Here is a 25,893-nt window from a genome sequence, read left to right on the forward strand (position 1 = left end):
CGCAAGACGTCTCAGGTAGAAATCTGGTAAATTGATATTGTAGAGGCTTTTGCGTGTAGCTTATGCTATGTCCTATAGCGTGAGCTCATGCATGATTCTACAATGGGCTTACCAGAGCCTCTACCTGATAGTGCGTGAGTTTCACGCTTTTCATTTAGAGGAAAAAAGGTATGGCCAAGTTACAGGTTCTGATAGCAATGACATTAGACGGTTCCATTCCGGCGGAAGACGACCCCTTATTACAATGGATGAGAGACGACAAGGACGGATTCTCATACGGGCGCGACAAATGTACCCGCCGGCTCTATCCGGGTTATCCGCTTGTGGATTTCATGTGCGAGAAAGACATGTCAGACCCATCCATCCTTTATCAAGCCGAGATACATGACGAAGAAAGCATAGAACTTTTGCGTGGTCTCTCAGTTTATCATCTCATAGATGAAATGATCATTTTCCTGTTTCCTTCCACTCGTCCGAACCATAAATCCGTCTCAAAACATCTGCCACGTGGAGAGTGGAAAACCGTAAAATCCAAAACATTCAAAAACGGAATTTGTCGCCTGGTTTATTGCAAGACATTGCAATAAGGCATTGCAACATATTGCATTTGCAATACTTCCATCAGTCTCATTTTTATGGGGCTGATTTTTTATTTTCCTATTACTCAATGACTTGTCATGCTTTTATGTGGCGATATGTTCCGTTGGTCTATGTTTTGGCCTATATCATAATGAAACCTGTTGCGCAACACGGTGTAAAAAATGGAATTATTACACTAAAAACAGAATTCATTATGATACAGATAAACAGGGAGACATTCCAGATGATGCTCCATCAGATAATGGAACGGTTTGACAGGATAGATGACAGGCTGAACCGCATGAACAGGCAGACGGCCGCTCTTGAGGGTGACAAGCTGCTTGACAACCAGGATATGTGCGAGCTCCTTGGTGTTACCAAGCGTACACTTGCACGCTACCGCCAGAAGAAACTCGTCACCTACTACATGATTGACGGACGTACCTATTACAAGGCTTCGGAAGTCCAGGACTTCCTGAGCAGGAAAGGAAAGGTACTTCCGGCAAAAATTAAAAAGGAACTCGGTATTCAATTCTAACAAAACGGCAGTATGGAAATTATATGTATAGACAAACGGACATTTGACGAACTGGTTGTCCGATTCAGCATGATAGAGAAAAAAGTCACTGGTATATGCAATCCGGCCAAAGATGCAGGACTGAAAAAATGGATGGACAATCAGGAGGTATGCGGGATTCTCCGCATATCAAAGAGAACGCTTCAGGTATATCGTGAGAAAGGGCTGTTGCCTTTCACCCGGGTCAAGAACAAGTTCTTCTACAAGCCGGAAGATGTGCAAAACATGTTGGAATCAAGTTATCACCCACAAAAAAGAAAGCCATGAGTTACGATCTTATAGACAGAAAGGACCAGCGGATTGATACTATTTTCAAAGGGCTGGAAAACATGGAGCGTATGATAGACGCAATAAGGACGGCTCCGAGACCCGCATTCCACAGTGATTATTTCCTCACGGACGAGGAACTTTCAAAGCTGTTGAAAGTAAGCCGGCGTACCTTGCAGGAATACCGGACCCTCGGTGTGATACCTTACTACCTTGTGCAGGGAAAAGCCCTTTACAAAGAGTCAGACATACAGAAAGTTCTTGACGACGCATATAAAAGATGCAGGGAAGAACAGCGATGGGTATGAAACAATGCAAAAGAAACGGCCTCGTTACAAGGTCGTTTCTTTATTTTCTGATAGCTGGCTTTGGGATTTTCGTCTCTGTTTCCTTACTATAATATCCTCCTCATATAAGCCGGATGTTTGGCTTAGACCAGCTGCCTTCAGACGTTTCATGTCTTCATCTACTTTCTTGTCGGTGACTTTAGCATAAAGCTGCGTAGTTTCAATTCGCATATGGCCCATCATTTTACCGACCGTTTCAATTGGAATGCCCATTGAAAGAGTTATATGAGTTCCGAAATTGTGTCGCCAACTGTGGAAGACCAGCTTGCGTTCTATGCCACAGAGTACGGCTATCTGTTTCAAATAATGGTTCAACGAACTGTTGGAATACATAGGAAGAAGCTTTCCCTCAGGAGCCACATCCCGGTACTTTTCAATGATATGAAGCGGCAATTCCATAAGCGGTATTTCAAAATCTACACCGGTTTTCTTGCGTGAACTCCTAATCCACCAAATGCCATCTTCAGCAAGGGAAAGATTCTCATTTGTCAGCATACACATATCGCTATAAGGAATACCAGTATAGCAGGAAAACAAAAACAAATCCCGTACATGATAAAGGGTGCGACTATGCAAAGGGGTGGTCATGATTCTGTTCAATTCCTCTGTTGTAAGATATTTTTGTTCCGATTGCGGATGCGTCGGTTCATAACCCACAAAAGGAAACGCTGTAATGATACCGTCCGCAATCGCTTCTCCGACAATTGTTTTCAGCCTTACAGTAAGATTTACAATCGTTCCTGGAGCCAAATGACATTCCGTACGCAAATGCAAATCGAATTTTTCAATGAAAGAACGGTCTAATGCTGCAAAAGGAATGTCTGACAACTTGTATTGTGACTGTAAGAAACGAACCAGATGATCATAGGAATTTCGATAACCGTTCAAGCTGCTTTCCGTCCGGTTAATCCCAACACGTTTCTCGAAATTTCTCATGAAAAGCCTGAAATAGCTTAACAAGGTTTCCTGTTCCGAAGCCATTCCCAAAAGCTGGTGTTTTACTTCTTCTGCAGTAACAACTTCACGGTTTGCGGATTGTTCCGCATAGATACTGAAAGCAGCTGCACGTATTTCATCCAGCCTGTTATTTATGTCTCGGGCCGCAGCGCTTTTCCCACAGGCACGTCCAGATAACCACAAAGACTGTGGCACACGAAGCTTAACACTGAATGCTGTTTCAGAGTACTTGCCGACAATAAGCCGTGCCATTACGGGACAATTTCCCTTGGCATCCGCCTCGCTCTTTTTAAGGTAGAACGAAACCTTTACATCTGTTTGATTCATAATCTGTTCCATTGTTTGCAAAATTAACGGAGACAGAGTTAATCATCGGCATGTAAAATATCGTCAAACATAGACAAAGCTATCACCATTGACTTCCGGAACCTATATTTTTCATATCTCAAAAAAAATAAGTACCTTCGCTAAGCCAAAATGATAAAACTGCGTTCTTTATGGTCGGAGCAAAAAGGATTTTCAAACAACTCCATACAACTGGAATGGGCAACGGATAGGTAGCAATTTTTCCGCTTAACTATTCAAAAAACAGCTTCAAAGCACACGTTTACAAATGCGGAATAATGCTGCGTATCTCCCTGAAAACCCAATAGTTTACATTATTTTTCCTGAATCCATCCATAATCGGGCGAGTTTGTCTATCTTTGCAGTCGTTTCAAGAATTTGAACGTAAGGAAGATTATGAAAAATTATCTGAAATATTCGCTCTGGCTGACTTTACTTGTGTTTGTCATTCTGATAGGATTGCATTGGTTACCGGTCGTAACAATTGCCGGACATACAATGAGACGTGTCGATCTTTTGGGAGATTTACGCTATCCTGAACCGGAAGAGGTTATTTCCGACTCGGATAGTATTGTACTGCCCCCTGTAGTAAAACCTGCTTTTGTAGATACTTGCCGCACAGGGCTGACTTGTATTGAAGATTACAGTGATTCTACCCATCGGGGTATGGCTCCTTTTTATGAAGCGCTTGATCGCATTTCTTCTGCCGATGCTAATAATTCCGAAGATAATATGGTACGTATTGCTGTATTTGGAGATTCTTTTATAGAAGCGGATATTTTTACTGCCGATTTACGTGAAATGCTTCAAAAACGTTTTGGTGGGTGTGGAGTTGGTTTTGTTACAATTACATCAATTACGAATGGGTATCGGCCTACGGTACGTCATACCTTCAGAGGATGGTCGAGTCATGCTGTGACCGACACTATTTCTTTCGATAGAAAAAAACAAGGGATATCCGGACACTATTTCCTTCCTTCAGAAGGAGCATATGTTGAGTTACATGGGCAAAATAAATATGCCTCTTTGCTTGATACATGCCAGCGAGCATCTATATTTTTCTATAATAAAGGAGATATGCAGCTTTCCGTTAGTATTAATCGGGGGGGCGAACAATCCTATTCATTTCCTCCTTCCAACAAATTACAACAGATGCATTTAGATGGACGAATCGGTTCGGTACGATGGACTGTAAATGAGGCGGATTCCACTCTTTTTTATGGCGTGGCAATGGATGGCAAGAAAGGAATCATTCTGGATAATTTCTCTTTGCGTGGAAGTTCTGGGCTTTCTCTCCGAGGAATACCGGCAGAGATGATGAGGCAATTCAATCATCAGCGACCTTACGACCTGGTTATTCTGGAATACGGATTGAATGTAGCTACGGAATATGGACGTAATTATGATAATTATAAGAAAGGTTTGCTTACTTCTATCGAGCATATCAAGAAGAATTTCCCTCAAGCCGGAGTGTTATTGTTGAGTATTGGTGATCGCGAATCTAAAAATGAGAATGGAGATCTACGTACAATGCCGGGAGTTAAGAATCTGATCCGTTATCAACAGAGCATTGCGGCGGAAAGCGGTATTGCTTTTTGGAATATGTTTGAGGCAATGGGGGGCGATGGAAGTATGGTTAAAATGGTAAATGCCAAACCTGCTATGGCAAATTATGATTATACGCATATAAATTTCCGGGGTGGCAAACATTTGGCAAAGCTATTGTATGAGACGTTGATATACGGAAAGGAACAGTACGATAGGAGGCGTTCTTATGAGAAAGAGTAACCGGCTGTTTGTCTGTTTTTTGATTATATGTATAACTGTTTCCGGATTTTTGTCGAAGGCTGCGGCACAAGATCAAATGCCTGCCCGTCCTTCCTCCACAAAATCTTTGAAGACTGTGAAGCCAATGCGGGAAATGACTTGGATGGCCGATACCGTTTCTCTGCCACAACTTTTTTTCCCTTCCGCTTTCAAAAAGACCGGGCGGAATGAAATTATCGATAGTATTGCTTTGTTTACTCCTATCTTTGAGCGTCTCCGACAAGTACATGCCGGAATCTCAGAAGACACAGTGCGCATTGTTCATATCGGTGATAGCCATGTCCGCGGTCATATTTATCCTCAGACTACGGGTACATTGCTGAAAGAAGCCTTTGGAGCTATTTCCTATACAGATATGGGAGTGAATGGAGCTACTTGTCTGACATTTACTCATCCTGACCGCATTGCTGATATTGTCGCACTGAAGCCCGAATTGTTGATTCTTTCTTTCGGGACAAATGAAAGCCATAGTCGGCGTTACAATGCTAATGTGCATTATAATCAGATGGATGAACTTATTAAATTGTTGCGTGACAGCCTTCCCGAAGTTCCTATATTACTGACTACTCCTCCCGGTTCTTACGAAAGTTTTCGTCAGCGTCGGAGAAAACGTACATATTCAATAAACCCTCGTACAGCGACAGCGGCAGAAACAATTCGTCGTTATGCTAAAGACCATCACTTATTAGTGTGGGATATGTATGATGTCGTAGGCGGGCGTGAACGTGCCTGTCTTAATTGGATGGAAGCACAACTGATGCGTCCCGATCATGTACATTATTTACCCGAAGGATATGTTCTACAGGGGAATCTATTATATCAAGCCTTAATCCAAGCTTATAATGACTATGTTACCCGTTGATATAGATTTTAGCCGTCTCAAAGAGGTGCTGACTTATGATCCGCAAGCACCAATGATATTCAGCAGTGGTATCTTCCTCTGGTTGTTTACTGCTTTTATGATCGTTTATGTGTTGTTGCGACGAAAGAATACGACCCGTATCCTGTTTGTTACCCTTTTTTCCTATTACTTTTATTATAAAAGCAGTGGCACATACTTCTTTTTGCTTGCTATTGTTACAGTCTGCGATTTTCTTTTGGCGCAATGGATGGACCATACGGTGGGACGTTGGAAACGTAAAGGGTTGGTGACGTTGAGTCTAAGTATTAATCTGGGTCTTCTCGTTTATTTTAAATATACGAACTTTCTGGGAGGGGTTATTGCTTCCTTGATGGGGGGTGAATTTACTGCGCTCGATATATTTTTGCCGGTGGGTATTTCTTTCTTTACCTTCCAATCACTAAGTTATACTATTGATGTTTATCGCCGGGAGATAAAGCCATTGACCAATTTGTTCGATTATGCTTTCTATGTATCCTTCTTTCCGCAACTGGTAGCCGGACCGATTGTGCGTGCACGCGATTTTATTCCTCAAATCCGGAAACCGCTTTTTGTTTCGCAGGAAATGTTTGGGCGTGGTATCTTCCTTATAGCATCCGGTCTGTTCAAAAAAACAGTGATCTCCGATTATATCAGTATCAATTTCGTAGAACGAATTTTTGATAATCCCACGCTTTATTCGGGTGTGGAAAATCTGATGGGAGTATACGGGTATGCTTTACAGATATATTGCGACTTTTCCGGTTATAGTGATATGGCTATCGGTATAGCTCTGTTGTTAGGATTTCATTTCAATATAAACTTTAATTCTCCTTATAAGTCTGCTTCCATCACCGAATTTTGGCGTCGTTGGCATATTTCTTTGTCCAGTTGGTTGCGCGATTACCTGTATATATCTTTAGGAGGAAACCGGAAAGGAAAGTTACGTCAATATTTAAATCTGATTATTACCATGTTTTTGGGTGGCCTTTGGCATGGAGCTTCTTGGAATTTTGTGCTTTGGGGAACTTTCCATGGCATTGCTTTGGCTGCACATAAAATGTGGATGAGTCTCACTGGACGTAAGAAAGGAGAGGAGAGTCATGGCTGGAGGCGTGTATTCGGAGTCATAATCACTTTTAACTTTGTTTGTTTCTGCTGGATTTTCTTCCGTAATGCCAATTTTGATAACTCGATAGATATGTTGAGACAAATATTTACGGCTTTCAATCCGCAACTTTTTCCACAACTGTTGGAGGGATACTGGCGTGTATTTGCTTTGATGTTACTCGGTTTCTTGCTTCATTTTGCACCTGACCGTTGGGAAAATGCACTTTGTCGTGGAGTCATCCGTTTGCCATTATTAGGAAAAGCATTGTTGATGGTAGCATTGATTTATCTCGTGATTCAAATGAAAAGTACGGAAATTCAACCATTCATTTATTTCCAGTTCTGATACTTTCTCATTAGACGTTCATTCATATAAATTACATTGTAGGCGAACAAATGCCGGACAATTGGAAGTTTATTGAAAAAAAAATCTTTTCTTTGTGAATTACAAAGTTAAAATGAGTAATCATATGAATGATTCTGTAAATTATCAGCCGGCTTCCAATCGTTATGATGGGATGCTGTATAAATACTGTGGCGAAAGTGGCTTGCAGTTGCCTGTGATTTCTTTGGGATTGTGGCATAATTTCGGTAGTGTGGACGATTTTGCTGTAGCAACGGATATAATCAAGTATGCTTTCGATCATGGTATTACGCACTTTGATTTGGCAAATAATTATGGCCCTGTTCCTGGAAGTGCAGAAATAAACTTCGGTCGGATTCTGAAAGAAAACTTTCAGGGCTATCGGGATGAAATGATTATTTCTTCTAAAGCTGGTCATGAAATGTGGGCAGGTCCTTATGGTGGAAATAGTTCACGGAAGAATCTGATGGCAAGTATTGACCAAAGCCTTCGTCGTACCGGGTTGGAGTATTTTGATATATTTTATACTCATCGTTATGATGGAGTCACTCCTCTCAGGGAGACAGCTCAAGCACTGATTGACATTGTGAGAAGAGGAAAAGCCCTGTACGTCGGAATATCTAAATATCCTCCTGAGAAAGCATGTTTAGTTTACGAAATGCTGTCAGATGCAGGTGTGCCTTGTCTCATTAGTCAATATCGTTATAATATGTTCGACCGTACGATTGAAAAAGAAAACCTTAGTTTGGCAGCAAAGAATGGTTCTGGTTTTATTGCATTCTCTCCTTTGGCTCAGGGACTGTTGACAGATAAATATTTGAATGGTATTCCGGAAAATTCACGTGCTGCGCGCCCTTGTGGATTCTTACAACCCTCACAAGTGACTCCTGAAAAAGTGGAGATTATCCGGCAACTGAATGAAGTCGCTCATCACCGTGGTCAAACGTTGGCGGAGATGGCATTGGCATGGACACTTAAAGATAAACGGATAACGTCAGTAATTGTAGGAGCAAGTTCTGTGAAGCAATTGGACGATAATCTGCATGCTTTAGATAATTTGGAATTTACGTTTGATGAGTTGGCTGAGATTGACCAAATCTTACTTAAGCTTGTGGAAACATAGAGAAGAAAAATAGTAGAAAAGAATACACGCCTTTAAATAACCAATCTTAATACCATGAAGAATTTGAACTCAATGAGAATATTGTATTTGTTTTGTGCATTGTTTGCTGTGTCAGCGGGATATGCCAAATTAAAACCAGTCTCACTGACCTGTGAATATATGGAGAACCCGGCCGTAGTCGATGTCCCGTCTCCTCGTTTGTCGTGGATCAATGAAGTTACTTCAAAACAGGTTCGCGGTGAAGTTCAGAAAGCCTATCGCATTGTGGTCGCTTCTTCAAAAGATAAATTATTGAAGGGAGAGTTTGACATTTGGGATAGTGGCAAAAGAAATTCTTCCGATTCGTATTTGATTCCTTATGAAGGACAACAATTACAATCAGCAAAGGATTATTGGTGGCGTGTCATGACCTGGAATCGACAAGAAGAGGCGTCCGTTTGGAGTGAACCTGCTTATTGGGGCATGGGACTTTTGTCTGCTGACGAATGGAAAGCAAAATGGATTGGCGTACCCTGGCAAGGAGAGGCACCTAAGAAAGCACTTAAACCTAACTCAACTGTGTATCCCTCTTATCCATCTCCTCTTTTTCGGAAACTATTTAATGTAAAAGAAGATATTGTTTCGGCAAAAGTTTTTGTTACCGGACTGGGATATTTTGAACTTTATATAAATGGTGAAAAGGTAGGGGATGATTATCTTGTACCGAACTTTACCAATTATACGGTTCGGGATGATCTTAAATATGCAAATATTGCTATTGACAATCGTTTCCGTAATTATCGGGTGATGTATTTAGCTTATGATATTACCCGTTTGTTGCAGGAAAAAGAAAACGTAGCAGGAGCTATTGTCGGGAATGGATTTTATGATTGCGTAAGCCATTGGGTATGTCCGTTCGGTTCACCCCGCTTCCTTTGTCAGATAGAAGTGACTTACAAGGATGGAAGTAAAGATATTATTGCTTCGGATGAGACATGGAAGGTTAAAGAATCTCCTATCTTGATGGATGGAATATATGAGGGAGAAATCTATGATGCGAATGCGGAAGTAGAAGATTGGGCAACCGCAAAATGTGATGATTCAACGTGGAATTATGCGGTATTGCGTCAGGCTCCGACTGGAATGCTAACTGCCCATACTGCTCCTACAGATAAGATTACAGAAGTCCTTCAGCCGGTTTCTTTAAAAAAAATAGAAGCTTCAGTTTATGAAGTTGACTTTGGTAAAGAGATATCTGGATGGATACATTTTAAGGATATTAGGGGACAAAAGGGCGATACCTTAAATGTTAAATATATTTGTGAATCTCCATTGGGGATTCAACAGTATATTTTAAAAGGCGAAGGGAAGGAGTCTTATGCCCCCCGGTTCACTTGGTATGTTTTTAGTAAAGCTATTATAAGTGGTCTTTCTGATCTGTCTGCAAAGAATGTAATTGCTGAGGCTGTAAATACGGATGTGAAAATTTCGTCAGAATTCAAAACGTCCAATTCGCTGTTTAACCAGATAAATGAAATATGGCAGCGTAGCCAATTAGATAATATGCATGGAGGCGTTGCCAGTGATTGTCCGCATCGGGAACGTTCTGCTTATACGGGAGACGGACAAGTGGCATGTGTTACGGTAATGCATAACTTCAACGCTGCTGCGTTTTATCAGAAATGGATTCGTGATATAAGGGACGTACAAAATATCGAAACTGGTTATGTTCCCAATGGAGCACCGTGGCAACCCGGTTGTGGTGGAGGCGTTCCGTGGGGAGCAGCTATGAATATTATGCCTTGGGAGTTTTATCTTCATTATGGGGATAGGCGTATGTTAGAAGCCAATTATTGGGCGATGAAGGAGCAAGTACGTTATATGTTGACATGGCTTACTGCTGATGGAACAATGTTGGCTAAGAGCACCAACTGTAATTCGAAAGAACCAAATTATTGGTTGAACTTAGGTGACTGGGCACCTGCATTTGCTACCCCTTTGGAAGAATTGGTACATACATTTTATCTTTGGCGTTGTGCTGATTATACGGCAAAAGCTGCTGAAGCTATAGGTAACGTTACTGATTTTAGATATTATTCAGAGTTAGCAGAACGAGTTAAAGGAGCTTTTCATCGTAAATTTTATGATAGAGAAAAGAAAACGTATGGTGATTATGGTAGTAATATTTTCGCTTTGGTGATGGGAGTTCCGGAAGAATCATATAAAGATGTTGTAGCGACTTTGCGTCAGGAGATAGTAGAAAAATATAAAAATCATTTGAATACGGGAATATTTGGCACTCAGTTCTTTTTTGAGGCTTTGGCTGCAAATGGGTTGAATGATGTGGCTTATGAGGTTATGAATCAATCAGATTTTCCTAGTTACGGTTATTGGATTAGGCAGGGAGCTACTACTACTTGGGAACAATGGAATGGTAAAGACTCACGTAATCATCCAATGTTTGGTGGAGGATTAACCTGGTTTTATCGGACTCTTGCAGGAGTAAAAGCAGACGAGAGTGCACCTGGATATAAGCATATTATCATAAAACCTGCATTACCTCAGAAATTGTCGGAAGTTTATTATTCAAATATGACCCCTTATGGTAAACTTGTGTCAGAAGTCCGACAGAACATTGGTTCTTTAGAATTAAATGTTTCTATACCTGTAGGAAGTGAAGCGACAATTTATATACCTGCGTACCATTCTGATCCTAAAATAACAGAGAGTGGAAAAACATTAGACTCATGTCCTGGTATTGAAATGTTAGGTATTGAACATAATTATTGTAAAGTAAAGGTTGGGCAAGGTAATTACCGATTTTTGGTAACAGAATAGATAGATTCTATTAATCTCTTTTGTTCAGCCTACATAGTTTAAAAAAGCTCTTTTATCTTCCTCTTGCACCAAATTGTCTGTATTTATCTGATATATAGCCTTTTGATAGTGTGCAAGATACTGTGGCAGATGTGTTGCAGCTCCCTTATCTGCCACATTGTTTTTTTTGTTTTTATATTCATATTGTGCTGTTTATTAGTTATTAATACCCTACTTGATAATTATTCATCCCCCCATATTTTCGTTATTAAAAGTCTGTAATTCCTCTCTCAATCGTCTGTTTTGGTTTAAAATGTTCCAGCTTAATCACCTTCCCGTGGCAGCATTCTATATTTAAGATCCTATTTATCACCTACCACTTTGTATTTCGTCATATTCAAAATGTCTTTTAACAACGTATAATACAGAGTGTTCCACTGCCTGAAACAAAGTGTTTAGTATGTCAAAACACTTTGTTTCTTGCCTTTGAACAGTTTGTTTCAAGCACTGAAACTAAAAGTTTCACGGCTTGAAACCTTTCGTTTCACCCCGCTAAACCAATCGTTTCAACCGTATGAAACCTTTCGTTTCCAGCCTTATGATGGTAAATCCAGGTACAAATAAAAAATATCCCAAAGTACTATTACCGGATAAATGGAAGAAGTAAGAGCAGCACGGAGACGCTTTTCCTCACGAGTGAGGGCAAATCGTTGCTCCCACTCTTCTCCCCCCGTATCTCTCATCGCTGAACCCCCTATAAACAGGGACTTTTATGAACATAGTTAGAGCGTGAGGGCAAATTGAATACAAATTATGTAATCGGTAACTTTGTATCGTCAAAAATCGGAAAAGTAAAATCGACATGATTAGAAAAAATAGCATTGTAATTTTGTGGTGCTAACTACTAATTACAATGCTATGACCGAGACTTCCCAATTAAAGAAGTATCTGATGTGGTACAAAGTTAAAGAATTATTTTCAACTGGCCTAAACAAGACCCAAATAGGTCAATCCTTAGGTCTCCACCGTCAAACGGTGGCCAAGTATCTGTCCATGACAGAAGAAGAGTTCATTTCCAGCCAGAGCTATGACCGTCATTACGGTCATAAACTTGACGGCTATGAATCTTATGTAGTCAATGAGTTGCGCAAGTGGCCTTTTTTGTCCGCTCCGCAGCTCCATGACCGCTTGAAGGAGCATTTTTCGGATCTTCCGTGCGTGACTCCCAAAACGGTCTTCAACTTCGTCAACCGGTTGCGTTTAACGCACGATCTTCCCAAGGAGGTTGAGAAAGGTTACCGCCCCTATGAGAAACAGCCCGAGACGGCCTATGGCGAATACGCCCAATGCGACTTCGGTGAACGGTGGATGAAGACACCTCCGGGACAGTCTTTAAAAGTGTATTTCTTTGCGATGTGCCTGAGCCGCAGCAGGTATAAGTTCGTCTTCTTTAGCCGTACACCGTTTACCACCGCTCTTGCGGTTTATGCCCATGAACTGGCTTTCGAGTTCTTCGGGGGAGTACCCCGAAAAATAGTTTATGACCAGGACAAGGTGTTTCTTGTCAATGAAAACCTTGGTGACCTGGTGCTTACCCGCGGTTTCCGCACTCTTGTCCGTGAACATGGCTTTGAGCCCGTGTTCTGTCGCAAATCCGATCCCCAGAGCAAAGGCAAGATAGAGAACGTCGTCAAATATGTGAAGTACAACTTCCTTCGCGGCCGCGAGTTGGTTGACATAGGCCTGCTCAACAAGGAGGCCCTTGGCTGGTTGGAACGCACGGCCAACGGCACGGAACACCACGGCATACGTCGTGTCCCGTCTGAGGAGTTCGAGACGGAGAAAGCACACCTCACGCCTTATAAGGGAGTTCCGACAGTCCCTTGCGAAACCCTCTTGCCGCATCACGTGCGCAAGGACAACGTGATAACCTACAGGGGCAACTATTACAGCGTTCCCACAGGCACCTACCGCGGCCATCAGACACTGGTCTATATCGAAGAAAAGGAAGGCCGGCTATATATCTACAGCCATGAGACAGGCAAAACCCTTGCCGTTCACAAAATAAGCGGAGATAAGGGACGTCTGGTAAGCAACACCTCCCACCGGCGTGACCGCGAAGCCCCGCTGGACGATTATGAGGCTTTTGTACGCAAAGAACTTCCCGTAAGCACGGTGATTGATACATATTTGTCACAACTACGTGTGCATAAGGCCCGTAATTACCGCGACAACCTCCAGTTTATAGTGCGGCGCCACGCGGCATACTCGGACATCACGCTTACCGAAGCTTTTGCCGAGTGCCTCAAGGCAGGTGTCTTCAACGGATGCAGCCTGATGGAGGTAGCCGAGACCCTCAGGATCCGTAAGGGAGAAGCCCCCATCGAGGTCCGGACGGAAACCGGGCCGGTTCCCGGAGCCGACACATCCGCCATGATCCCCGAGAAAACAGACATATCCACCTTTAACACCCTTTTCGTATGATAACGAACGAACAAATCAAGAACCTGTGCTCGCGTCTGCGCCTGTACGCCCTGCCACGCCTGCTGGAATCTGAAGCTCATCTGGCGCAGGAGCAGGGAAAAACCCATGTCGAGTTCCTGCATGACCTGCTCTCCCGCGAGGTTCAGGAAAGAGACAGCAAGGACTTCCAACGGCGGCTGAAAGCGGCGGCTCTGCCGGCAAGACACGACCTCGACCTTTTCGACCACAACTACTCGCAAGGTATAACCGCACCAAGACTGCGTGAACAGCGCCGGCTGGGGTGGCTCGAACAGAACTACAACCTGATACTCATGGGACCTTCCGGAACAGGCAAGACCTTTATCGCCGCAGGACTCGTGTACGAGGCTGTGGGGCAAGGATACAAGGCTTACATGGTCACGATGGAGGATGTCATAAACACCATCAAGATGAAAACGCTGATGCCTTCGGCCATGAGTGCATACAACCGTCTGCTCAAAGCTGATCTGGTGGCCATCGATGATATAATGCTCTTCCCGGTGAAAAAAGAGGATGCCGCAGGATTCTTCAATCTGATCAACACGCTTCATGAGAAAGCCTCACTGATAATTACCACGAACAAGGCACCCACCGAATGGGCCAAAACGCTGGATGACGAAGTGCTGGCTTCAGCAATTCTGGACAGGCTGTTATATCACTGCGAGGTCATAAAACTCGCCGGGCAAAGCTACCGCATGGGAAACCGAAAATCCATTTTTGAAGAGGAAAAAGACGCATCTTTGGCTGGGGGTACCCCCAGCCAAAGATGACCAACATTAAAATGTAATCAATAGTATAAACTGGTAGTCTCAATTATTAAATGGTGATTTAACTTTACCGAAAAATGACGATTTAAAATTTGCTTATTACACTTTTTAAGGATATCTTACACAAGTTTCTTTTGTTAAGAGAAAATTCACTTGTATTAGACCAGAGTAAATTTTATTGTTCGGATAAGGATCCACATTATTCTACTATCTGTAGCGACTATTATGTGTTCGCTCTTAGACGTATCCTTATTTAGTGTTTTTCCCTCCTTATTTATTTTTGTACTTCTATATGAACTTTGCACGACTTATTTGTTAAAAAGGTTGTAAGGTCTATGGTGTAGTGTGTCTAATCGTATTCGAAATTTTCTAAATAACTAAAATTTATTTTCTTAACAAAAAACTTATTATGAAAACTACAGAAAAAAGTCATGTTGTTGGCATAAAGAATGCTGGCATTGTTATCATTTGCTGTTTTATAATAGCTTTGTGTATTTTTTATTTCTTATTAGGAAATGGGGCTAATTTTATGAATAATGACCCCGACAACCATCCGTTGAATATCTTAGGTACTATTTACAAAGGTGGTGTTATTGTACCTGTTATTCAAACATTGTTGCTAACAGTTATTGCTTTGAGTGTTGAGCGTTATATCGCACTTCGTTCTGCTTACGGTAAAGGTTCGTTAGCTAAATTCGTGGCTAATATCAAAGAAGCTTTAGCTGCTGGTGATGTTAAAAAAGCGCAGGCAATCTGTGACCAACAAAGTGGTTCAGTAGCTAATGTCGTTACTTCTACTTTGCGTAAGTATGAAGAGATGGAAAAGAATACAGAGTTGTCTAAAGAGCAAAAATTATTGGCTATTCAAAAAGAATTGGAAGAAGCAACTGCTTTGGAAATGCCAATGATGCAACAGAATCTTCCTGTTATTGCTACAATTACTACATTGGGGACATTGATGGGATTGCTTGGTACTGTAATCGGTATGATTCGTTCATTTACGGCTTTGGCAGTAGGTGGTGGAACTGACTCTTTGGCATTGTCACAAGGTATTTCTGAGGCCTTGGTTAATACAGCATTCGGTATCTTGACTGGTGCATTGGCTGTTATTTCTTACAACTACTACACTAATAAAATTGACAAATTGACTTACGGTCTCGACGAAGTCGGATTCTCTATTGTGCAGACTTTTGCTGCTACTCATTGATTTTGCAGCCCCTTTAAAATCTATTAGTCATGGGTAGAGCGCAAATAAAAAAGAAAAGTACGTTCATAGATATGACAGCTATGAGTGATGTAACTGTATTGCTTCTGACTTTCTTTATGTTAACTTCAGCATTTGTGAAGAAGGAACCGGTAACAGTTAATACTCCGGCTTCTGTATCGGAAATTAAAATCCCGGAGAAAAATGTACTCCAGATTTTAATTGATCCGGAGGGAAAAGTATTTATGAGCCTCGATAAACAGCAAGATATGCAGGCTGTTTTGGGGAGTATGGGTGATGAGTATGGAATTAAGTTTACTCCGGAGCAGGAGAAGAAATTTATTGTATCTTCTACATTCGGGGTACCTATTGAGAGTATGCAAAAGTATCTGGATCTTCCGGAGGAGCAACAGGATAAAATCTTGAAAAATGAAGGAATTCCTTGTGATAGTACTGATAATCAGTTTAAGTCGTGGGTACGTAATGCGCGTGCTGCTAACGCTGATTTGCGAATCGCTATCAAGGCAGATGCTTCGACTCCATACTCAGTGATAAAGAATGTAATGAACTCTCTTCAGGATTTGCGAGAGAATCGGTATAATCTGATTACTTCTCTCAAAGGATTGTCTGAAGAATAAAATGGAGGAAAAATTATGAGTGCCGAAGTACAAGAGAGCGGTGGAAGGAGAGGAAAAAGCAAGCAGAAAAAAATATCTGTGCGGGTAGACTTTACTCCGATGGTTGATATGAATATGTTGCTGATTACCTTTTTTATGCTTTGTACCACATTAAATATACCTCAAACGATGGAAATAAGTATGCCGTCGAATGATAAGGATATAACAGAAGATCAGAAAAGTATGGTAAAAGCTTCTCAGGCAATAACATTGCTTTTGGGAGGTGATAACAAACTTTACTATTATGAAGGAGAGCCCAACTATAAAGATTATAGTTCGTTGAAGCAGACCAGTTACGCTGCGAACGGAGTGCGCGATGTGCTTTTGCGTAAAAATGCTGTTGCAGTAAACAAAGTAAGAGCATTGAAACAACAGAAATTGGATCTTGTGATTACTGACGATGAATTTAAGAAGAAAGTTTCTGAGATAAAAAGTGCAAAAGATACACCAACCGTTATTATTAAAGCTACGGATGATGCTTCTTATGAGAATCTGGTTGATGTGCTAGATGAAATGCAAATTTGTAATATTGGTAAATATGTAATTGCCGATATTGCAGAAGGAGATGAGTTTTTGATGAAGAATTTCGATGCAAAAGGAGAATTGTCGAAAACATTGGCTGAATAAATAAGTAACACCTAAAAAAGAAAAGTAAAATGGCAAAAATAGATTTGACTTCTTCGGAATGGTGTCAACTGATTTTTGAGGGTAAGAATCAAGCATATGGTGCCTTTAGGATACGCGAAAATTCGACCAAACGTCATAATATCGCCATGCTGATTGTATTAGTGGTAACTGCGATTGGTTTCACTATTCCTACACTAGTTAAGTGGGCAACTCCGAAGCAAAGAGAAGTAATAACAGAGGTGACTACACTGTCGAAATTGGAAGCACCGGAAGTGAAACAGAATGAAGTAAAAAAGGTTGTTCCTGTGGCACCTCCTCCTCAGGCTGTGAAAAGTTCTATTAAGTTTACGACTCCTAAAATCAAGAAGGATTCAGAAATTGATGAAACGAATGAAATTAAGAGTCAGGAAGAATTGCTTTCCACTAATGTGGCTATTTCGATTGCCGATGTAAAAGGTAATGATGAAGTGAATGGAGCGGATATTGCAGACTTGAAACAGATCGTGGTACAAGGTGAACCCGAACCGGATAATACGATATTTGAAGCAGTAGAACAGATGCCCTCATTCCCGGGAGGTGAGCTTTTGGCTTATCTTGGTAAGAATATCAAGTATCCGACAATTGCACAGGAGAATGGTATACAAGGTCGTGTTATCATACAATTTGTGGTAGAACGTGACGGTTCGATTACGGATGTACATGTAGCTCGTGGAGTGGATCCTTATTTGGACAAAGAGGCAATTCGTGTGATACAAAGTATGCCCAAATGGATTCCGGGTAAACAGAATGGTAAAGCGGTGCGTGTGAAATTCACAGTTCCGGTTTTATTTAGATTGACGTAAAATGAAGATAGAGAGACAATTTTGGCTGATAGGAATCGTATTATTGACGGTATTTAGTGCTTGCGGTTCCAAAAGCGGATCGACGGATACTTATTCGTCAGGTGTGATAGCTATTGCGGCGGATGCAAGTTTCGAACCTATAATACAGGAAGAGATTGATGTATTTGAAAGACTTTGTCCTCTGGCCGGAATTGTTCCTCGTTATACTACGGAAGTGGAAGCGATAAATTTACTTCTGAAAGACAGTGTACGATTAGCTATTGTGACTCGGACATTGACTAAGGAAGAAATGGAATCATTTCATAGCCGTAAGTTTTTCCCAAAAGAGATAAAGTTGGCTACAGATGGTCTGGCATTGATCGTTAATCGTTCAAACCCAGACTCTTTGTTGAGTGTACGCGATTTCCGTCGTATTTTGACAGGGGAAGTGAAAGACTGGAAAGAAATTTATCCGGATTCCCGTTTGAATGAGATTCAAGTGGTGTTCGATAATAAAAATTCGAGTACAGTACGTTTTGCAATAGATTCTATTTGTGATGGAAAGGCATTGGCAACGGGCAATGTCAGTGCGTTGGAAACGAACCTGCAGGTTATAGATTATGTTGCTAAGACACCTGATGCGATAGGAGTAATTGGAGTAAACTGGTTGGGTAACCGTAAGGATACAACTAATCTATCTTTTATAGAAGAAATCAGAGTTATGGCAGTAAGTGCAGAAGATGTGGCAACTGTTGCCAACAGTTATAAACCTTTCCAAGCATATCTGTATTATGGTAACTATCCGTTGGCACGACCTATTTATGCTTTGCTAAATGATCCCCGTGGAGGGTTGCCTTGGGGCTTTGCTTCTTTTATGACTTTCGATAAAGGGCAGCGGATTATTTTTAAGTCGGGACTTCTTCCGGCTACGCAACCAACGCGTATTGTTAATGTGAAGACAAGTAATAACTAAAATTTGAGATATCATGAAACGAGTACAAATGTTTTTAGCTGGAGCGTTTATAGCAATTGGGTCGCTCTATGCGCAATCATCAGATACTGAATGGCAGGCGGGTGTTGCAGAATTGAAAGAAACTATTCAGAAGAATCCGACTCAAGCAATGGAAGAAGCTGAACAACTGATAAAAGGAAAAAATAAAAAAAATGTTGATCTTTTGGTAGCAATTGGAGAAGTTTATTTACAAGCAGGAAAACCTGCAGAAGCAGGAGAATATGCTGTTCTTGCTAGAAAAGCGGATGGCAAATCAGCTCTTGCTTCTCTATTGGAAGGAGACATTGCAATAAAACAGAAAAATGCTGGTTTGGCTTCCCAGAAATATGAAGAAGCCATTTATTTCGATTCGCATTGTGTAGATGCTTATTTGAAGTATGCGGATATTTATAAATCAGCCAATGCAAGCCTTGCGATTGAGAAACTGGAGCAATTAAAGACCTTAGAACCGTCCAACACGAATGTAGATAGAAAACTAGCTGAAATTTATTATTTTAAAAATGATTTTGTAAAAGCTGCCGATGCTTATTCGCATTTTGCGATGGAACCAACAGCAACAGAAGAAGATTTGGCAAAATACGCATTTGCACTTTTCATGAAGCATGATTTTCAGAAATCTCTTGAAGTGGCTAACATGGGGTTAAAGACAAATTCACGCCATGTTGCGTTCAATCGTTTGGCAATGTATAATAACACAGACTTGAAACGTTTTGATGAAGCAATTAAAGCTGCTGATATCTTCTTTAATGAATGTGATAGGGCAGACTATTCTTATCTGGATTATATGTATTATGGTCATTTGTTGGAAGCTTTAAAGAAATATGGTGAAGCTGCAGAGCAATATGAGAAAGCGGTTGCACTAGATTCAACAAAAACTGATTTGTATAAAAATATATCTTCTGCTTATGAAGAGCAGAATGAATATAAAAAAGCAATCAGTGCTTACCAAAAGTATTATTTGTCACTTGAGAAGGAACAGCAAACTCCTGATTTGCAATTTCAGATGGGGCGACTTTATTATGGTTCAGGTACGCAAGCTGATTCATCAGCGATCTCAGTAGAAGAACGTAAGAAGGCTTTGGAATTGGCAGACTCTGTCTTTAAAACCATTGCCGAAGCGGCTCCGGATAGTTATTTAGGTAATTTCTGGAGAGCTCGAACCAATTCTGCATTAGATCCCGAAACAACTCAGGGATTGGCAAAACCTTTCTATGAGGCAGTTGCTTCTATGTTGGAAGGCAAGAATGATTCACGGTACAATTCTGCGTTGGTTGAATGTTACAGTTACCTTGGATATTATTATCTGGTAGTTAATAAACTGCCTGAATCTAAAGAATATTGGAACAAAATTTTGGCCGTAGACCCCGCTAATGCTACTGCTAAAAGAGCATTGGACGGCATCAAATAGTGAATAATTTTAGTTGTTTGTCGTGACAGGAGGAGTGGAGAGTGATTCTTAGCTCCTCCTTTTTTTATTATTTTTTCTCTTTTCTATTGGAATATTCAAAAGATTATCTGCCTTTGTAGTGTACTATTTGACTAATACACTAAAGGACGTATAAACTTTTAATTTAAGAGCTATGATTACAGTTGAGAATCTTTCGTTTTCTTACCGAAAATCCAAGCATTCTGTATTGCAGGATTTCTCTCTTTCTTTGGAGAAGGGGAGAGTGTATGGATTGTTGGGTAAGAATGGTGCAGGTAAGTCTACACTTCTTTATTTAATGTCTGGTCTTTTAACTCCGAAGGGAGGGAGAGTAATGTTTCATGATACAGATGTGCGTCGTCGTTTGCCTGTTACTTTACGGGATATGTTTCTAGTGCCGGAGGAATTTGATCTGCCTTCTGTACCATTAATGAGTTATGTGAGATTGAATAGTTTGTTTTACCCACGATTCAGCAAAGAAGATATGATGAAATATCTTCATTATTTTGAGATGGAAATGGATATTAATCTGGGAGCACTTTCTATGGGTCAAAAGAAGAAAGTGTTTATGAGTTTTGCTTTGGCTACTAATACTTCTCTGTTATTGATGGATGAACCAACTAATGGATTGGATATTCCCAGTAAAAGCCAGTTTCGTAAATTTATTGCATCGGGTATGTCGGACGATAAGACTATCGTAATTTCGACTCATCAAGTTCGCGATATTGATAAAGCGTTGGATCATGTAGTGATTATGGATAAAAGCCAAGTATTACTCAACGAAGCGACAACAAGAATTACCGAGAAATTATTGTTTGTCGAGAGTGATGATCGTGAATTGTTGAAAGATGCTTTATTTAGTACTCCTTCCGTACAAGGAAACAGTATTATGCTTGTCAATGAGAATGAAGAAGAATCGGACATAAATCTAGAACTTCTTTTTAATGCAACTCTTTCGTGCTCTGAGAAAATCTCCCAATTGTTTCACTCTCAAAAGTAATGAAGATGATAAAAGATACTTTTTTTAGTATGCCTCGTTTTGTGAATCTCTGTCGTAAAAAGGTGGTAGAGAATTGGAAATCAAATGTGCTTCGTATTGTTTTAATTTATGGAGTAATGACAATTGTTTTTTTATGGAATGGTTATTTAGAATATAGACACTCTGATTCGCAATATTATCTAATCAATCATGTTGATTATGATGCTGTCTGGCGATTTGTATTGATGTCTTTTTTCTTCTTCCTGTTTGGCTTTGGTTGGTTGAGCGCATCGTTTACGATGGAGAATATGAAGAATAGAACAGGGAGAATTGCTACATTAATGACTCCGGCGACTCCTTTTGAAAAATACTTTTTAAATTGGTTGGTATCTACTATTATATTATTGATTGTTTTGCTTATTGCTTTTAAGCTGGCAGATTATACACGTGTATTGATCTATTCATTAATTTATCCCGATCTAGCAGAGGCTATTCTTCCTGTAAATCTGAATGATATGGTCGGAGTAAATGTTCTTGGGCATCATTTCCATGTTTTTAGTAATATGTATCAGCTGAGATTTACGCTTTCTTTATATTGGTTTGTACAATCATTATTTGTATTAGGTAGTTCTGTTTGGCCAAAGAACTCATTCATTAAGACTTTTGCTGTTATCGCAATTATTGTTTTAATCTATATGGTAGTGGGCACATCCTTAGTTAGCGTATTATTCGAAAAAGGAGTATTGTACAGATCTCCGTTTGACGATTTTAGTCAAGAGAAAATCTTTAACCTAATTTCTGCTGTTCTGATCTTCTTTACTCTACTCAACTGGATTCTTTCCTATTTCCGTTTTAAAGAATCAGAGGTTATTCAACGTATGTAATTTCCTAAGCCTATGAATTTTAAAGAAAGTAAAGCTATTTATTTACAAATTGCTGATAGAATTTGTGATGAGATACTTTTGGGGCAATATATGGAGGAGGAACGTATACCTTCGGTTAGAGAATATGCTGCCATTGTGGAAGTAAATGCTAATACGGTAATGCGTTCATACGATTATCTCCAGTCTCAGAGTGTCATTTATAATAAGCGTGGTATTGGCTATTTTGTAGCTACGGGTGCTAAAGAACTGATTCTTTCTTTACGAAAGGATATTTTCTTAAGGGAGGAAGTGGAGTATTTCTTTCGGCAAATTAAGACACTTGATATTCCTATGGAGGAGATTACTGAAATGTATCAGAGATTTTGTAAAAAAGAACAGTAAAATGAAGTAAAGATTATGAAACGTACAACTTATATATTAATAGGTCTCTTTATTGCCGGTCTTATTGTACTGGTAGGGGGAGTATTGGTGATATTTCACACAGGAAGACCTTATGGCTCTTATGACATTGTTTTGGGAGGAGAGCAGGTGACAAAAGAGTTCCCACCATGTAAAGTAATATGGCTTACCCAGTCGGTACTTGAAAAAGAGGGTTATACTGTTTGGATGATGAACTCCTGTCTGGAAGTATTACCTTCGGAAGGGAAGAAGAATGTGTTCTCATGCCCCAAAGAGGTAAATGATTATCTGACAATGAAGGTAATAGGAGATACTTTAAAAATTACTCTTGATTATCCTATGGATAAGCTTTCTGAAAAAATTGAGGAACAAAAGTATGTGTATATGACTATTGGTGAATGGCAAATGCAATTGCCATCGGGCGTGGAGACTATTATCAGTGATATCAGAAATCAGAAACTGGTACTCAAAAATCTCTCGAAGGATTCTCTTTCTATTGATGTTTCAGGTTCTGCTACGGTTGAGGATTGTGATTTGAAAGCCTTGAACGTTTTAAGATGTGGTAATCATCTGAACCTTTTGAGCGGGAATATTCGTGATTTATATCTATATCTCGATCATATTGATGGGTGGAACGTGGATCCAAAAACATGTCATATTGATACCGAATACTTAACGGGGTATAATGCTAATGTGCAATTAGAAAAAGGAGAGTGTAAACGTATGTTTTGGATTCCTACAAAAGAAGATGCAAAGTTGTATGTTACACTTAATGAAAGGTCTTGCATTACAATGGAATGATGGTATCTGAGAAAATGTTAATGCACTTATTGAAAATAGCTTATAAATAATAAAATGCGAATCCTACAATATCAACACAGAACCACGAAATCTGTGATATTGAAGAGATTCGCATTTTATATCGTTTTTAGTAAAACTTTCAGCTAAGCTTTTATTCTTTAGCTAAAGTGAAGTTGTCAATATCCGGTGCCCAGTTATAACTATTACACATACGGATTACATTATAACCAGGTTTTAATTCCACTGGTACTGTGATTTGATGATGATTATCATCATCAGCTAATGAATTGATTCTTGTAGTGGTATCATTAACTGTCAGATCCAATTGGCGACCTTTTCCAAATGAATAGTTGATAGTCATATTATAACGTCCTCCCTTTTCACTGTATACTTCGGACCATTCTGCATAGTTTTCCGGTTGTCCACCAATAAATCCGACTTTCATCTTACCGGAAGCTTGTCTGTCATAGGAATATACAATACCTTTAGAGTTCTTACCTAAATCATTGTAAAGAGGCAAGTAAGCCCATTCTGCTTCGTATAGTGTTGGTTCTAGACGATTTTCTCCTTCCATACGTAGGAACATACCACTATGAGCAGGAAGTGTTTGTTCGAAGGTACCGGAGAAAGTACCTAGATCATTGTGTTTTACCAGGTCACGTACTTTTACATTTCCCCCGAATTCCAATGTAGAAAATGGAACAGAGAACGTACAAACTGTATCCGATGGATTGTAAAGAGCAACAGCACGTACGTTGCCACGTTGTTGTTCAATGTCTTTGACCAGTACGTATCCTTCATTCTCGTGTTGTACTACATAAGCTTGGCGTCCTAATGGATCTTGGTTCAATGCAATTAATTCTTTATTTGTCACTAATTGTAGAGAAGATTCTGGCATTGTTGCCAGATTACAACCTATTAATAAAGGTGAGCTCATGATACACCATAAACCAAAGTGAGCCTCTTCTTCAGTCGGAGTAAGTCCTTCTCCTCCTACCTTACAGCTATCCCGGAATCCGATTACCATCATGTCCATATCGTTATAATGTCCGTTACGGGCGTAGGCAGACAGATATAGGTTTTTGCCTACCACGTATTTTAATGAGTTCCAATGAGCATTGATATCTCCACTAATACGCCATGAATTTGCTATATTTTCTGCCCATGTTCCCGGAAATGCCCATCGGCAAATATTAACGGAAACATCCTTGTTTACTTTATCAATGCTTTTTCGGATAGAAGTATATCTTTCTTCTTCATCTAATCCTAGAAAACTTCCACCACAATAGTCTATTTTGATGAAATCGAATCCCCAGTCGCCGAAATATAATTGGGCGTCTTGTTCTTCATGTCCATAGATACCGGCTCCTACTCCTGCATGGTCTTTGTCGGCCATAGAACCGCAGGTGTTATTTCCTGCATCGGTATAAATGCCAGCTTTCATACCCAGGCTGTGTATATGGTCTACTACGGGTTTCATACCATTAGGAAAACGAGTTGTGTTGGCTTGCATGTTTCCATTACTATCCCGTTCGTTGAAGAAGCCGTCGTCGATATTTACGTTGAGATAACCGGCATCTTTCAAACCTTTTTCTACCATAAGATCAGCCTGATTTTTGATAATATCTTCGCTGATATCTACCCGGAAGGCATTCCATGAACTCCATCCCATTAGAGGTGGTGGAACAGATTTACCACTATTAGAGTGATTTACCTGAGTCTCTGCGCAACTTGCACATAACAAAGAAAAAGCAGCAGTAGCTAAGACGTAGAATTTGTTTTTCATAGTGTAAATGAAAATTAATGATGAATAAATAAATTGAGTTATCAAAGATATAAATGATTCTATTTTCCTGCAAATAAAATGGAAAAGAACTGTCATTTTTTATAGTATGCACGGCAAAAATGCAAAATTATGTTTTTACTTTTTCTTATGAAATGATTTCTAAGTTTGTTTTTTTTGATGTCAAACTAATATTATGAAGCAATAATAAATGGATTTGTCGAATTGTTTCTGTTGTTTATTAGTATACTTGATTTTGACATCTGTTTATTCATAATGGTAGATGTGGATTAACCATGAGTAGTGGAAATAATCTTTGAATAAACGGAGAATTAATTGAAGATAACATAATGTATCTGTAGTCTAATCGATTTGTTGGTGATGATTTTAAAGATTATGACCAGATTATGAATAGTCAATGGAAAATGAAGTTACTTAAAGGTAATAATATCCTTTCTGCATTTCTTGCAATTTTGAGAATAAAGAGACTATAATGCTTTAAGAATAATTTATTTTTGCACCTATGCACCAAGCGAACAGATCGAACGGGTTGTATATCTCTGTTCAAACATTCGGACTCTAACGTTGGCATATCGTCGATCCGAGCCGTTTTGATAAGGAATTAAAGGTGACTATACAGGATTTGGGATGAAGACATGACGGCAGATATAATGCACAACAATCGGATATTTCCTCTACCGTATTCTGGTATCAGGCGGAATCTCATGCTAAATTTCCGGCTTTACCGAAAAAAGATGACTTGGAAATACCGGCTCCTTGATGGATAATTGTTATCTTTGGCAACTAGATAACATAAACGATATTACTAAAACACATTT

Annotated in this window: 24 protein-coding genes and 1 pseudogene; 22 read left to right on the plus strand and 3 right to left on the minus strand. The window is 40.0% G+C overall.

Going from position 1 to position 25,893, the window contains the following annotated elements; translation table 11 throughout:
* Window positions 1-170 precede the first annotated feature (170 nt).
* From CZ225_RS03845 to CZ225_RS03860, 4 genes are all read left to right on the plus strand, one after another.
* Complete coding sequence (locus CZ225_RS03845) at window positions 171-587, plus strand: hypothetical protein (RefSeq protein WP_004311805.1); 417 nt, start codon at window positions 171-173, stop codon at window positions 585-587.
* 206 nt (window positions 588-793) lie between these two features.
* Window positions 794-1,117, plus strand: coding sequence for a helix-turn-helix domain-containing protein (locus tag CZ225_RS03850; protein WP_004311806.1), 324 nt, complete (start codon window positions 794-796; stop codon window positions 1,115-1,117).
* Window positions 1,118-1,129: 12 nt separating this feature from the next.
* The gene (locus CZ225_RS03855) at window positions 1,130-1,423 is read left to right on the plus strand and encodes a helix-turn-helix domain-containing protein (protein ID WP_004311807.1); all 294 of its coding nucleotides are present in this window, start codon (window positions 1,130-1,132) and stop codon (window positions 1,421-1,423) included.
* Entirely contained in the window at window positions 1,420-1,731 is a 312-nt protein-coding gene (locus CZ225_RS03860) for a helix-turn-helix domain-containing protein (RefSeq protein WP_004311808.1), read from the plus strand. The genes CZ225_RS03855 and CZ225_RS03860 overlap by 4 nt, the downstream gene beginning before the upstream one ends.
* Before the next feature lie 24 nt (window positions 1,732-1,755).
* Here the strand turns inward: CZ225_RS03860 and CZ225_RS03865 are convergent, their stop codons facing one another.
* Window positions 1,756-3,054, minus strand: coding sequence for a site-specific integrase (locus tag CZ225_RS03865; RefSeq protein WP_234983142.1), 1,299 nt, complete (start codon window positions 3,052-3,054; stop codon window positions 1,756-1,758).
* A 414-nt stretch (window positions 3,055-3,468) separates the two neighbouring features.
* Between CZ225_RS03865 and CZ225_RS03870 the strand changes: the two genes are divergently transcribed.
* The 5 genes from CZ225_RS03870 to CZ225_RS03890 all read left to right on the plus strand — a co-directional run bounded on the left by CZ225_RS03870 (window position 3,469) and on the right by CZ225_RS03890 (window position 11,193).
* Entirely contained in the window at window positions 3,469-4,860 is a 1,392-nt protein-coding gene (locus tag CZ225_RS03870) for an SGNH/GDSL hydrolase family protein (protein WP_077153024.1), read from the plus strand.
* A complete protein-coding gene (locus tag CZ225_RS03875; RefSeq protein ID WP_077153025.1) occupies window positions 4,847-5,761 on the plus strand; it encodes an SGNH/GDSL hydrolase family protein in 915 nt (304 codons plus the stop codon). The genes CZ225_RS03870 and CZ225_RS03875 overlap by 14 nt, the downstream gene beginning before the upstream one ends.
* A complete protein-coding gene (locus CZ225_RS03880) occupies window positions 5,748-7,235 on the plus strand; it encodes an MBOAT family O-acyltransferase (protein WP_077155678.1) in 1,488 nt (495 codons plus the stop codon). The genes CZ225_RS03875 and CZ225_RS03880 overlap by 14 nt, the downstream gene beginning before the upstream one ends.
* Window positions 7,236-7,359: 124 nt before the next feature.
* Complete coding sequence (locus tag CZ225_RS03885) at window positions 7,360-8,376, plus strand: aldo/keto reductase (RefSeq protein ID WP_077155679.1); 1,017 nt, start codon at window positions 7,360-7,362, stop codon at window positions 8,374-8,376.
* Between the two features lie 72 nt (window positions 8,377-8,448).
* Window positions 8,449-11,193 carry an alpha-L-rhamnosidase-related protein gene (locus CZ225_RS03890; RefSeq protein ID WP_234982991.1) on the plus strand — a complete coding sequence of 915 codons (2,745 nt, stop codon included), beginning with the start codon at window positions 8,449-8,451 and terminating at the stop codon, window positions 11,191-11,193.
* Window positions 11,194-11,768: 575 nt separating this feature from the next.
* On the opposite strand, the gene CZ225_RS23615 is transcribed toward CZ225_RS03890, so the two are convergent.
* Window positions 11,769-11,915, minus strand: coding sequence for a hypothetical protein (locus CZ225_RS23615; protein WP_159441747.1), 147 nt, complete (start codon window positions 11,913-11,915; stop codon window positions 11,769-11,771).
* A gap of 175 nt (window positions 11,916-12,090) precedes the next feature.
* Here CZ225_RS23615 and istA point away from each other — a divergent pair, with 175 nt between their 5' ends.
* The 12 genes from istA to CZ225_RS03950 all read left to right on the plus strand — a co-directional run bounded on the left by istA (window position 12,091) and on the right by CZ225_RS03950 (window position 23,271).
* On the plus strand, window positions 12,091-13,656 hold the full coding sequence (gene istA / locus CZ225_RS03895; RefSeq protein ID WP_077155672.1) for an IS21 family transposase: 1,566 nt from the start codon (window positions 12,091-12,093) through the stop codon (window positions 13,654-13,656).
* On the plus strand, window positions 13,653-14,444 hold the full coding sequence (istB, locus tag CZ225_RS03900) for an IS21-like element helper ATPase IstB (protein ID WP_077153027.1): 792 nt from the start codon (window positions 13,653-13,655) through the stop codon (window positions 14,442-14,444). Before istA ends, istB begins: the two co-directional genes overlap by 4 nt.
* 406 nt (window positions 14,445-14,850) lie before the next feature.
* Window positions 14,851-15,648, plus strand: a complete 798-nt coding sequence (locus tag CZ225_RS03905) for a MotA/TolQ/ExbB proton channel family protein (RefSeq protein WP_077153028.1) — start codon at window positions 14,851-14,853, stop codon at window positions 15,646-15,648.
* A gap of 29 nt (window positions 15,649-15,677) precedes the next feature.
* Window positions 15,678-16,283 carry an ExbD/TolR family protein gene (locus tag CZ225_RS03910; RefSeq protein WP_077153029.1) on the plus strand — a complete coding sequence of 202 codons (606 nt, stop codon included), beginning with the start codon at window positions 15,678-15,680 and terminating at the stop codon, window positions 16,281-16,283.
* A 15-nt stretch (window positions 16,284-16,298) separates the two neighbouring features.
* The gene (locus CZ225_RS03915) at window positions 16,299-16,949 is read left to right on the plus strand and encodes an ExbD/TolR family protein (RefSeq protein ID WP_077153030.1); all 651 of its coding nucleotides are present in this window, start codon (window positions 16,299-16,301) and stop codon (window positions 16,947-16,949) included.
* A 29-nt stretch (window positions 16,950-16,978) separates the two neighbouring features.
* Entirely contained in the window at window positions 16,979-17,791 is an 813-nt protein-coding gene (locus CZ225_RS03920) for an energy transducer TonB (protein ID WP_077153031.1), read from the plus strand.
* 1 nt (window position 17,792) lies between these two features.
* The gene (locus CZ225_RS03925; protein ID WP_077153032.1) at window positions 17,793-18,743 is read left to right on the plus strand and encodes a PstS family phosphate ABC transporter substrate-binding protein; all 951 of its coding nucleotides are present in this window, start codon (window positions 17,793-17,795) and stop codon (window positions 18,741-18,743) included.
* A gap of 13 nt (window positions 18,744-18,756) precedes the next feature.
* A complete protein-coding gene (locus CZ225_RS03930) occupies window positions 18,757-20,190 on the plus strand; it encodes a tetratricopeptide repeat protein (RefSeq protein WP_077153033.1) in 1,434 nt (477 codons plus the stop codon).
* Between the two features lie 172 nt (window positions 20,191-20,362).
* A complete protein-coding gene (locus tag CZ225_RS03935; protein ID WP_077153034.1) occupies window positions 20,363-21,208 on the plus strand; it encodes an ABC transporter ATP-binding protein in 846 nt (281 codons plus the stop codon).
* A gap of 5 nt (window positions 21,209-21,213) precedes the next feature.
* Complete coding sequence (locus CZ225_RS03940; RefSeq protein WP_077155680.1) at window positions 21,214-22,071, plus strand: hypothetical protein; 858 nt, start codon at window positions 21,214-21,216, stop codon at window positions 22,069-22,071.
* A gap of 12 nt (window positions 22,072-22,083) precedes the next feature.
* Window positions 22,084-22,452, plus strand: a complete 369-nt coding sequence (locus CZ225_RS03945; protein ID WP_077153035.1) for a GntR family transcriptional regulator — start codon at window positions 22,084-22,086, stop codon at window positions 22,450-22,452.
* 15 nt (window positions 22,453-22,467) lie between these two features.
* Window positions 22,468-23,271, plus strand: coding sequence for a hypothetical protein (locus CZ225_RS03950; protein ID WP_077153036.1), 804 nt, complete (start codon window positions 22,468-22,470; stop codon window positions 23,269-23,271).
* A gap of 151 nt (window positions 23,272-23,422) precedes the next feature.
* Here the strand turns inward: CZ225_RS03950 and CZ225_RS03955 are convergent, their stop codons facing one another.
* Complete coding sequence (locus CZ225_RS03955; protein ID WP_077153037.1) at window positions 23,423-25,057, minus strand: alpha-galactosidase D; 1,635 nt, start codon at window positions 25,055-25,057, stop codon at window positions 23,423-23,425.
* 511 nt (window positions 25,058-25,568) lie between these two features.
* On the opposite strand from CZ225_RS03955, the pseudogene CZ225_RS24185 reads away from it, so the two are divergent.
* Window positions 25,569-25,835: pseudogene (locus CZ225_RS24185) on the plus strand (DUF2961 domain-containing protein); the annotation flags it as partial.
* Window positions 25,836-25,893 lie beyond the last annotated feature (58 nt).

Source organism: Bacteroides bouchesdurhonensis (genome assembly GCF_900155865.1).
GTDB classification, from domain to species: Bacteria; Bacteroidota; Bacteroidia; order Bacteroidales; family Bacteroidaceae; genus Bacteroides; species Bacteroides bouchesdurhonensis.

Bases quoted from the DNA above. Each gene is read 5' to 3' on its own strand.
- CZ225_RS03845 (WP_004311805.1), top strand. From the start codon at position 171: ATGGCCAAGTTACAGGTTCTGATAGCAATGACATTAGACGGTTCCATT.
- CZ225_RS03850 (WP_004311806.1), top strand. From the start codon at position 794: ATGATACAGATAAACAGGGAGACATTCCAGATGATGCTCCATCAGATA.
- CZ225_RS03855 (WP_004311807.1), top strand. From the start codon at position 1,130: ATGGAAATTATATGTATAGACAAACGGACATTTGACGAACTGGTTGTC.
- CZ225_RS03860 (WP_004311808.1), top strand. From the start codon at position 1,420: ATGAGTTACGATCTTATAGACAGAAAGGACCAGCGGATTGATACTATT.
- CZ225_RS03865 (WP_234983142.1), bottom strand. From the start codon at position 3,054: ATGAATCAAACAGATGTAAAGGTTTCGTTCTACCTTAAAAAGAGCGAG.
- CZ225_RS03870 (WP_077153024.1), top strand. From the start codon at position 3,469: ATGAAAAATTATCTGAAATATTCGCTCTGGCTGACTTTACTTGTGTTT.
- CZ225_RS03875 (WP_077153025.1), top strand. From the start codon at position 4,847: ATGAGAAAGAGTAACCGGCTGTTTGTCTGTTTTTTGATTATATGTATA.
- CZ225_RS03880 (WP_077155678.1), top strand. From the start codon at position 5,748: ATGTTACCCGTTGATATAGATTTTAGCCGTCTCAAAGAGGTGCTGACT.
- CZ225_RS03885 (WP_077155679.1), top strand. From the start codon at position 7,360: ATGAATGATTCTGTAAATTATCAGCCGGCTTCCAATCGTTATGATGGG.
- CZ225_RS03890 (WP_234982991.1), top strand. From the start codon at position 8,449: ATGAGAATATTGTATTTGTTTTGTGCATTGTTTGCTGTGTCAGCGGGA.
- CZ225_RS23615 (WP_159441747.1), bottom strand. From the start codon at position 11,915: ATGAGAGATACGGGGGGAGAAGAGTGGGAGCAACGATTTGCCCTCACT.
- istA (WP_077155672.1), top strand. From the start codon at position 12,091: ATGACCGAGACTTCCCAATTAAAGAAGTATCTGATGTGGTACAAAGTT.
- istB (WP_077153027.1), top strand. From the start codon at position 13,653: ATGATAACGAACGAACAAATCAAGAACCTGTGCTCGCGTCTGCGCCTG.
- CZ225_RS03905 (WP_077153028.1), top strand. From the start codon at position 14,851: ATGAAAACTACAGAAAAAAGTCATGTTGTTGGCATAAAGAATGCTGGC.
- CZ225_RS03910 (WP_077153029.1), top strand. From the start codon at position 15,678: ATGGGTAGAGCGCAAATAAAAAAGAAAAGTACGTTCATAGATATGACA.
- CZ225_RS03915 (WP_077153030.1), top strand. From the start codon at position 16,299: ATGAGTGCCGAAGTACAAGAGAGCGGTGGAAGGAGAGGAAAAAGCAAG.
- CZ225_RS03920 (WP_077153031.1), top strand. From the start codon at position 16,979: ATGGCAAAAATAGATTTGACTTCTTCGGAATGGTGTCAACTGATTTTT.
- CZ225_RS03925 (WP_077153032.1), top strand. From the start codon at position 17,793: ATGAAGATAGAGAGACAATTTTGGCTGATAGGAATCGTATTATTGACG.
- CZ225_RS03930 (WP_077153033.1), top strand. From the start codon at position 18,757: ATGAAACGAGTACAAATGTTTTTAGCTGGAGCGTTTATAGCAATTGGG.
- CZ225_RS03935 (WP_077153034.1), top strand. From the start codon at position 20,363: ATGATTACAGTTGAGAATCTTTCGTTTTCTTACCGAAAATCCAAGCAT.
- CZ225_RS03940 (WP_077155680.1), top strand. From the start codon at position 21,214: ATGATAAAAGATACTTTTTTTAGTATGCCTCGTTTTGTGAATCTCTGT.
- CZ225_RS03945 (WP_077153035.1), top strand. From the start codon at position 22,084: ATGAATTTTAAAGAAAGTAAAGCTATTTATTTACAAATTGCTGATAGA.
- CZ225_RS03950 (WP_077153036.1), top strand. From the start codon at position 22,468: ATGAAACGTACAACTTATATATTAATAGGTCTCTTTATTGCCGGTCTT.
- CZ225_RS03955 (WP_077153037.1), bottom strand. From the start codon at position 25,057: ATGAAAAACAAATTCTACGTCTTAGCTACTGCTGCTTTTTCTTTGTTA.